Annotated in this window: 7 protein-coding genes; 6 read left to right on the plus strand and 1 reads right to left on the minus strand. The window is 64.4% G+C overall.

What is annotated here, in order from left to right; genetic code table 11:
* The first annotated feature begins 1 nt into the window (after position 1).
* The 3 genes from GEV06_17070 to GEV06_17080 all read left to right on the plus strand — a co-directional run bounded on the left by GEV06_17070 (position 2) and on the right by GEV06_17080 (position 3,532).
* Positions 2 to 313 carry a PadR family transcriptional regulator gene (locus GEV06_17070; protein ID MPZ19610.1) on the plus strand — a complete coding sequence of 104 codons (312 nt, stop codon included), beginning with the start codon at positions 2 to 4 and terminating at the stop codon, positions 311 to 313.
* Positions 314 to 337: 24 nt separating this feature from the next.
* Entirely contained in the window at positions 338 to 3,043 is a 2,706-nt protein-coding gene (locus GEV06_17075) for an FtsX-like permease family protein (GenBank protein MPZ19611.1), read from the plus strand.
* Positions 3,044 to 3,121: 78 nt separating this feature from the next.
* Positions 3,122 to 3,532 carry a hypothetical protein gene (locus tag GEV06_17080; protein MPZ19612.1) on the plus strand — a complete coding sequence of 137 codons (411 nt, stop codon included), beginning with the start codon at positions 3,122 to 3,124 and terminating at the stop codon, positions 3,530 to 3,532.
* A 9-nt stretch (positions 3,533 to 3,541) separates the two neighbouring features.
* On the opposite strand, the gene GEV06_17085 is transcribed toward GEV06_17080, so the two are convergent.
* Positions 3,542 to 4,363: an alpha/beta fold hydrolase gene (locus tag GEV06_17085; GenBank protein ID MPZ19613.1), complete on the minus strand. Its 822-nt coding sequence runs from the start codon at positions 4,361 to 4,363 to the stop codon at positions 3,542 to 3,544.
* Positions 4,364 to 4,498: 135 nt separating this feature from the next.
* Here GEV06_17085 and GEV06_17090 point away from each other — a divergent pair, with 135 nt between their 5' ends.
* From GEV06_17090 to GEV06_17100, 3 genes are all read left to right on the plus strand, one after another.
* On the plus strand, positions 4,499 to 5,575 hold the full coding sequence (locus GEV06_17090; GenBank protein MPZ19614.1) for an alpha/beta fold hydrolase: 1,077 nt from the start codon (positions 4,499 to 4,501) through the stop codon (positions 5,573 to 5,575).
* An 847-nt stretch (positions 5,576 to 6,422) separates the two neighbouring features.
* On the plus strand, positions 6,423 to 7,406 hold the full coding sequence (locus tag GEV06_17095; protein MPZ19615.1) for a methyltransferase: 984 nt from the start codon (positions 6,423 to 6,425) through the stop codon (positions 7,404 to 7,406).
* Positions 7,407 to 7,639: 233 nt separating this feature from the next.
* On the plus strand, positions 7,640 to 8,074 hold the full coding sequence (locus tag GEV06_17100) for a VOC family protein (GenBank protein ID MPZ19616.1): 435 nt from the start codon (positions 7,640 to 7,642) through the stop codon (positions 8,072 to 8,074).
* The last annotated feature ends 373 nt before the right edge of the window (positions 8,075 to 8,447 follow it).

Below are 8,447 nucleotides of genomic sequence, written 5' to 3' on the forward strand. Positions count from 1 at the left end.
GCTGCTTCCGGGCACGCTCGAGATGTTGATTCTGAAGACGCTGTCGATCGAGTCGATGCACGGCTACGGCATCGCGCAGCACATTCAGATGCTGTCGGCGCACGTGCTGACGATCGAAGAGGGATCGCTGTATCCGGCGCTGCAGCGGCTGCTCGTCAAGGGATGGGTGTTGGCCGAGTGGAAGATTTCGGCGCACAACCGGCGAGCGCGCTTCTACAGGCTCACGACTGCCGGGAAGAAGCAGCTCGGCATCGAGGAATCGCGATTCTCCCAGATGTTCGGCGCGATCATGCGCGTGATGAAGACGACGTAGTGTCCTGACTCTCAGGAGGGTGCCGTGGGTTCTGTGCTCCGACGTCTGCTGTTCTTCTTCCAGCGGAATCAGTTCGATCGGGATCTGGAAGGCGAGCTGCGCTCGCACGAGGAGATGAAGGCGCAGGCCCTCGCAGACGCGGATGGCATGAGCGGCGACGAGGCGCGTGCGGCCGCGCGGCGGCGGGTTGGCAATCCGCTGCGACTGCGTGAACAGTCGCGCGAACCGTGGGTCTTCGCGACGATCGAAGCGTTCGCGCAGGACGTGCGTCACGCGCTGCGATTGATGCGGCGCGATCCGGCGTTCACCTTCACCGCCCTTGCCACGATCGCGCTCGGCATCGGCCTCAACACCGCGATTTTCTCCGTCGCCTACGGCGTGCTCTGGCGTCCGCTGCCGTATCCCGATCCCGATCGCCTGGTCATGATCTCGTCAGCGCAGCAGAGCGAGACGGGCGTCAGGACGTTCTCGACCTGGGCGCCCGTGTCGTACGAGGGGCTGCGCCCGCACGTCACCGCGCTCGATCATCTCGCGGCCTACGCCCCGATCGACGCGCGGCTCACTGGACGCGGCGAGCCGATGCAGGTGCCCGCGCTCGACGTGAGTCCGAATTTCTTCGCCACGCTGGGCGTCACTCCCGCGCGCGGCCGCGCGTTCCTCACCGGCGCCGCGGCACCAGACGACGATGGCGGCGCGATCGTCAGCGATCGGCTGTGGCGCACGTCGCTCAGAGCCGATCCGGCGATCGTCGGACAGTCCATCACCGTCGACGGCCTCCCCCGTACCGTCGTCGGCGTGCTGCCGCCGGCCTTCAGCTTCAGGCCGGTGATCCGGATCGGCGCGCTGCCGGAAGTGGACATCTTTCTGCTCAATCGCTGGCCCGGCGACACCGGCACGAGCGCGTTTCTCTTCCTGCTGGGCCGCATGAAGTCAGGCATGACGCAGGCACGCGCGGAAGCGGAATTGACGGCGCTGGTGAACGATTCGTCGATCGCGCCCGCCGGCGCACTCGCGATGGAAGGCGCACGCGCGTCGAACGTCCGCACGCTCGCGTTCACGGTCGGCCTGCAGGAGTACGGCACGGAGTCGGTGCGCACGCTGCTGCTGATCCTGCTCGGGGCGGTGTCGTTCGTGCTCCTGATCGCCTGCGTCAACGTCGCGAACCTGCAGATGGCGCGCCTCACCGCGCGCCGCGGTGAACTGTCCGTCCGCATGGCGCTCGGCGCGGGACGCCGGCGGATCGTGCGTCAGTTGCTGACCGAAGCGGTCGTGCTGTCGGTCGTGGGCGCGTCGCTCGGCGTGATGCTCGCACAGGTCGCGATCTCCTTCACGCTGCCGCTCGTGCCGCAATCCGTGCTGCCACGCCTCGGCGGCATCGTGATCGACGCGCGCGTGATGGCGTTCTGCCTCGGCTTGTCGCTGGTCTCGACGCTGCTCGTCGGCCTCGTGCCGGCGCTGCGCGTCGGCGGGGCCACGTTTGGCGAAGGCCTCGCGCTGAACGCCGGCGCAACGCGCACGACGGGCGACCGTCAGGGCGAGCGGCTGCGCACGCTGCTGGTCGCCGCGCAGATCGCGATGACGCTCGTCCTCCTGATCGGCGCGGGCCTGCTGATTCACAGCTTCGTGCGTCTCACGTCGGTGTCGCCCGGCTTCGAATCGAGCGGTGGCGACGGTGTGGTGCAGACCGTCAGGGTGACGCTGCCCGAAGACCTCTACGACGGGCCCGACCGCATGCATGCCTTCGCGCGCGGCGTGCTCGATCGCATCCAGTACCTGCCGGGCGTGACGTCCGCGAGCGTGATCAACTCGGCGCCCTTCGGCATGATGTTCATCCAAGGCTCCTTCGAGATCGAGGGGCAGCCGAAGCCAACGCTGGCTGCCGGCACGCCAAAGATCGACGCGGGCTATTTCAAGACCATGGGAATTCCGCTCCTGGCGGGGCGCGAGTTCACGGCACGGGACACGGCGGACGCGCCGAACGTGGCGATCGTCAGCGAGCGCATCGTGCGCGAGTACTTTCCGGGTGGTGCGGGCGCGGCGCTCGGCCGGCGCGTGCGCGTGGGGATCATGAGCGCTGACGGCGAGTGGATGACGGTGGTGGGGGTGGTCGCGGACATCCGTCAGCAGGGACTCGATCAGGACGTGAAGCCCATGATCTACGCGCCGTTCCAGCAGGACCGCAGCGGTTTCATACGGTTCGTGTCGTTCGTCGCGCGCACGGCCACACCCGGCAGCGTGGTCGAAGGCATCCGCACGGAGATTCGCCGCGCCGCGCCCGATCTGCCCATTGCGAGCGCGGCGACGATGGACGAAGCAGTGGCGGCGTCGGTGGCAGCGCCGCGGTTCCGGACGTTGCTGCTGGTGCTGTTGGCGACGACCGCGACGCTGATCGCGACGTGCGGCATCTACGGATTGATGGCTTACGCGGTGGCGCAGCGCCGCCGCGAGATCGGCGTGCGCATGGCGCTCGGCGCCGATCGCCGCGACGTGCTCCGCCTCGTGCTCACGCGCGCGCTCCGCATCGTCGTCGTCGGGCTGGTCGTCGGCCTCGCCGGGGCCGCCGGCGTGACGCGCGTGCTGCAGAGGTTCCTGTTCGGGGTGACGCCGACCGATCCGATCGCGTTCACGATCGTCACGCTGCTGTTGTTGGCAGTGGGACTGATGGCGGCATGGCTGCCCGCGCGCCGCGCGACAAGGATCGACCCGTGCGCCGCGCTGCGCGCGGAATAGCCGTCAGCGAAAATGACCCATCAGTGATGGACGTGTGATTCGTCTTGCGGCACGTCGGGGTCGGCAACCCACGCCGCGATGCGTTCGCGCGTCCAGCTCAAAACGAAGACGTCCATCGCCCTCACCCGCCCGATGATTTACCATCCCGAAGTGCAGCACGGGATCGCTGAAATCACGATGGACCTCGAAACCATCGGACCGCATGTCGAGGCGATTGCCGCCGATTGGACGGAAGGCTGCGTCGGCCCCGACTGGTTCCTCCGGCTCGTCGCGATGAAGTACCGGACGGTCGAAGCCGCGTTCCGGATCGCGGATCGTGCGCTCGACCTCTCGGGCGGCTTCGGCATGTTCAAGAAGGGCGAGCTCGAACGTCTCTTTCGTGACGCTCGTGCCGGCAAGTTCCACCCCGCCAATCCGCTGCTGACGCACGAGAGCGTCGGCAAGATCTCGTTGGGCATCAATCCCGATGAACAACCGCGGTGGAGGTGATCAACGAGATCACACCCGATTGCGAAACTCACGCAGCTCACGATTGAACCGTTCCGGTGCTTCCCAGAAGGGCATGTGGCCAGTGTTGGGATACGTCGCCACGGTCGCCTGAGGCGCCAGTGTCTCGATATGCGTGCACATGCGCGGCGACACGATCTGGTCGGCTTCGCCGTAGACCAGAGACACCGGCTTGCATGTGCGGCGGACCACGGCGTCGTTATCGACATTTCGCGCGAACAGACCCTCGCGGACATAGGGTGGAACAATGGTGTTGTAGCCGAGGAAGAAATAGAGATCCTCCGGCGACGGTTCCTCATGAACGCACAGCCGCAGGAACCGCTGCAGCGTGGTGGCACTGTCGGTCGCATTGTCCGAGAAGAAGCCCGGCATGAGCGCCAGGAAATCCTCACCCAGAAAGCCCCCCTGCACGAGCGGCTCACCGAGGCGGGACACCGCACCCACCCACTGTGTTCCGGCGATCACCTCGTCACCGAAGGTGCCGAGGTAATCGGACATGATCACGCCGCCATACGACCAGCCGATCAGCACAGGCCTGTTCAGGCCGAGCGTCATGATCACGGCGTGGACATCCTGCGCCCAGAGTTCAGGATCGTTGTAGGCGCCGCGTGGCTTGGCCGACAAGCCGTGACCGCGGATATCCATCGCAACCAGACGGAACTCGCGCGCAAGATCGGAGCGCATCTGTTTGCTCCACGCGAGAAGGCACTGTGAGAACCCGTGGATGAAGAGCATCGACTTTCCGTCGGGATTTCCTGTCTCTTCGACGTGCAGGGTGAGGCCACCGCCACCGGCGATCGAATGTGTCTTCATAACGCACCTCCAGGAATGTGACGACCCGGACACCTTCGCACTCCTGGCGCCGCACCACCATGAGACTTCCGTCCCGATTCGCGTAAAATCCAAGAGGCCGGCAGGACAAATGTCCTGATCACCTGCGAGGCCGCCTTGAAGAGTCGCCAGCGAATCCGTTACCTGCGCACCGCCGATGGCGTCCAGCTCGCCTGGGCCGACGCCGGGACTGGTCCTGTCCTGCTGAAGGCAGCCAACTGGCTCACACACCTCGAGTACGACTGGGACAGCCCCGTCTGGCGGCACTGGATTCAGTTCCTGTCAGCACACTTCCGATTGGTGCGCTACGACGAGCGCGGATGCGGGATGACCGACTGGGACGTTGGCGATCTCTCGTTCGATCGATGGGTTGCGGATTTGGAGGCGGTTGCCGACACGACCGGCACGCGGCAGTTCGTACTACTGGGCATCTCGCAGGGCGCCGCCACGTGTGTGGCGTACGCCGCAAAGCACCCCGAACGGGTCTCGCGGCTCGTGCTCTATGGCGGCTACGCTCGGGGCGCGGCCGTTCGCGGTGCAGCGGGCGAGGCACGGGAATTCGCGGCGATTGTTGAATTGGCCAGACTCGGATGGGGGCGGGATCATCCAGCGTTCAGGCATCTGTTCACGTCGCGATTCATACCGGACGCGACTGAGCAACAGATCGAGTGGTTCAGCGAGCTGTGCCGCAAGACGACGTCACCAGAGATCGCCGGCGAGCTCCTCGAAAGACGCAGCCGCATTGACGTCACGGCCCTTTTGGAGCACGTGAAGGCGCCAACTCTTGTGCTGCACGCCCGCAATGACGTCGTGGTGCCGCTTGCTGAGGGTCGATTGATCGGCGCGAGGATTCCATTGGCACAGTTCGTGGAGCTCGACTCGAAGAATCACATCCTGCTCGAGCACGAGAGCGCCTGGGAGCGCTTCTGCGCAGCGGTGAGTGAGTTCACCGGGATTTCCGTCGACGCCGACGCCGAGGATCCGGCGTTCGCGCCCCTGTCGCAACGTGAACGGACGATCCTCAGCCTGATCACGGAGGGGCTCAGCAACGCATCTATCGCCGAGCGTCTTTCGCTCAGCGAGAAAACCGTGCGTAACCACATCTCCAACGTGTTCGACAAACTTGGGGTTTGGAGCCGCGCCCAGGCGATCGTGTTCGCGCGCGATCGGCATTTCAGAAGAGATCAGCGATGAGCGGCTGGCCGTCAGAGCGTCAGCGCGAAAGAGGAATTGGCGGACTGTCTGGGAGGTTTCCGCACGTGGCTCGGTTACGTTCGACCTGGTGCGGATGAGCTGGCGGAGAGGGTGGGATTCGGTGCCGGTCGCGACGTACAGCGCACGTCGCGTCAAACGGGAAGACCAGCCGATGCGCCAACTCGTCGAAGGCGAGGTGGCGGAGAGGGTGGGATTCGAACCCAACACGACCCTTTAGATTCTGTAAGTTACAGATTCTACAATGCCAGGGTTGCCGTGAATGCCAGCGGTGCCGTCGCGCCTTGCACCGAATTGCACCGAGGACCGAGCCTCCGCTGCCCCGCATCGTACGCGAGATCCTGGTGACGCGCTCCCCAGCCCGACCATGACTGGCCGGTACATTCTTTGACGAGCCGCGGCCGACTTTCGACCGACCGTTGCTGGATTCATCCGAGGACCCGCAGCAGACTCGATAAGCCGGCGATGAGCTGCCCGGGAAGCTCTGCCCACCGGGCCCGCTAGTTCGACCGAACACCTGACGCCGAAGGGGCTTTCTATCCGCGGTCGAGCCGGTGGAAATACACTTGGCGACTAGTCGTTACGGACCCACCCTAATCTACCCTTCCCGGCGCCTCATGCTCCAACGGGCGTGGACCCGGGCACTTCCGACGGAACGTAGTGGGCTGTCTCGCGTTATTCTTCGGGGCGCGCCAGACGTATCGGAGAAAGCAAGTGGTCGCTGCCTACTGGGCAGGCTCGGCCGAAGGGATGCACCCAGAACCGTACGGGCACCTCAATTCCGACTTGGGAGAAGCGAATGCGCGAACAACCGACCCCTGACAAGATCCTGCAGACGGGCCTCGCGTTCTGGCCCTCGAAAACGCTCTTGAGTGCTATCGAGATGGGCGTCTTCACTGAGTTGGCGCATGGCCCCGAGCGTTTGGATGTTCTCAGCGGGCGGCTTGGTCTGCACTCTCGCTCCGCGCGCGATTTTCTCGACACCCTCGTGGCGCTCGGCTTCCTGCAACGCGAGGGCGACAGCTACGGGAACACGCCGGAGACGGATCTGTTCCTCGACCGAAAGAAGCCGTCCTACATTGGCGGCGTCCTCGAGATGGCGAACGCGCGCCTTTACCCCTTCTGGAGTCACCTCACCGAAGCGCTACGCACGGGACAGCCGCAAAACGAGCTCAAAACGGGTGGCCCGGGTCTCTTCGAGACGCTCTACGCCGATCCGGCGCGGCTGAAGGCGTTCCTCGCTGCGATGACCGGCCTCAGCCACGGCGCCAACATGACGATCGCGCGCATCTTTCCCTGGAAGGACTACCACACGTTCGTCGATGTCGGCACGGCGCAGGGCGATCTGGCCGTGCAGATAGCCCTGGCGAACCCACACCTTCGTGGCATCGGATTCGACCTGCCTGATGTGGCGCCGGTGTTTGAGGAGTACTCCAGGGCCGCAGGCGTCGCGGACCGCGTGTCCTTCGTCGCCGGCAGCTTCTTCGATCACGATCTCCCGAAAGCCGACGTCGTGCTGATGGGACACATTCTGCACGACTGGGATCTGCCCACGAAGAAGATGCTGATCCGAAAGGCGTTCGAGGCGATCCCGGCTGCCGGAGCGCTGGTCGTGTACGAGGCCATCATCGACGACGATCGATCGAAGAATGCCTTCGGCTTGATGATGAGCCTGAACATGCTCATCGAGACGCCGGCCGGCTTCGACTACACCGGCGCTGATTGCGCAGCCTGGATGAAGGACGCCGGATTCTCTACAACGCGCGTCGAGCCGCTCCTCGGACCGGACTCGATGGTCGTTGGGATCAAGTAGGGCTGGGGCATGAGCGCGTGCGTCCAACAACCGCACAGCGCGGGCCATTATGTTTCGGTGAATCGTATGAGCTGCAGCTGAAACACGCGGATCAATCGCGAGTAACGCCGCAGTGGCTTTCGAGCGTTCACCCGTTCAGAACCCGCTCGACGATACTCGCAAGAAGTCCGGCCCAGTGACGGTTCGATTTCTGTTGGCTCGGGCATCAGCAGTGAAGCGAGCGAAGGAAGGATATGACGCTTAAACGGATGGACAACGTCCTCATCGTTGTCGACGATCTCGAAGCCGTCAAGGCGTTCTTCATCGAACTGGGCCTCAAGCTGGAGGGCGAAACGACAGTCGAAGGGCCTTCGGTCGGGAGCCTGATCGGGCTCAAGGATGTCCGGGCTACCCTCGCGATGATGCGGACTCCCGATGGTCAGGGCATTGAGCTGGACAAGTTCCACACGCCCAACGCGATCAGGTTTGGGCCGGTGGACGCGCCGATGAACACGCTGGGCATCCGTCGCGTCATGTTCGCCGTCGATGACATCGACGCTGTCGTTGCGCGCATGCGCGCCCACGGGGCCGCGCTCATTGGCGAAATGCAGTACGAGGACACATACCGGCTAGCCTACATCCGCGGGCCTGAGGGCATCATTGTCGCGCTTGCCGAGCAGCTCGGCTAAGGCGTGCCTTGGTAGCAAGCGAGACTCGGGTTGGCAACCCTGGGCGTACAACAAGTCGTTCGAGCCGACCGCTCGGCTTCGCCTCGCGGCGGCTCAACTCCACCGTCAATAACCATCAACGCCGATCTGGCAATGAACGCCTCTCCTCCTCGTTCGTGGCGAGCCCGCCCTCGTGTGCCCAAGCTGTCAGGCGTCATGGATGCGCGGATCCAATCGAGAGTAAGGGAGGTTGATATGGGTGGGAAACCCACCCACGTGCCGCCGCTGTACCTGTTTCAGGTACAGTGAAGCAGACTGAGAAATTTAAGTTACTTCAGTGGAACAACTTGGAATGGCGGAGAGGGTGGGATTCGGTGCCGGTCGCGACGTGCAG

It is taken from the genome of Luteitalea sp., from assembly GCA_009377605.1.
In the GTDB taxonomy this organism is placed as follows: Bacteria; Acidobacteriota; Vicinamibacteria; order Vicinamibacterales; family Vicinamibacteraceae; genus WHTT01.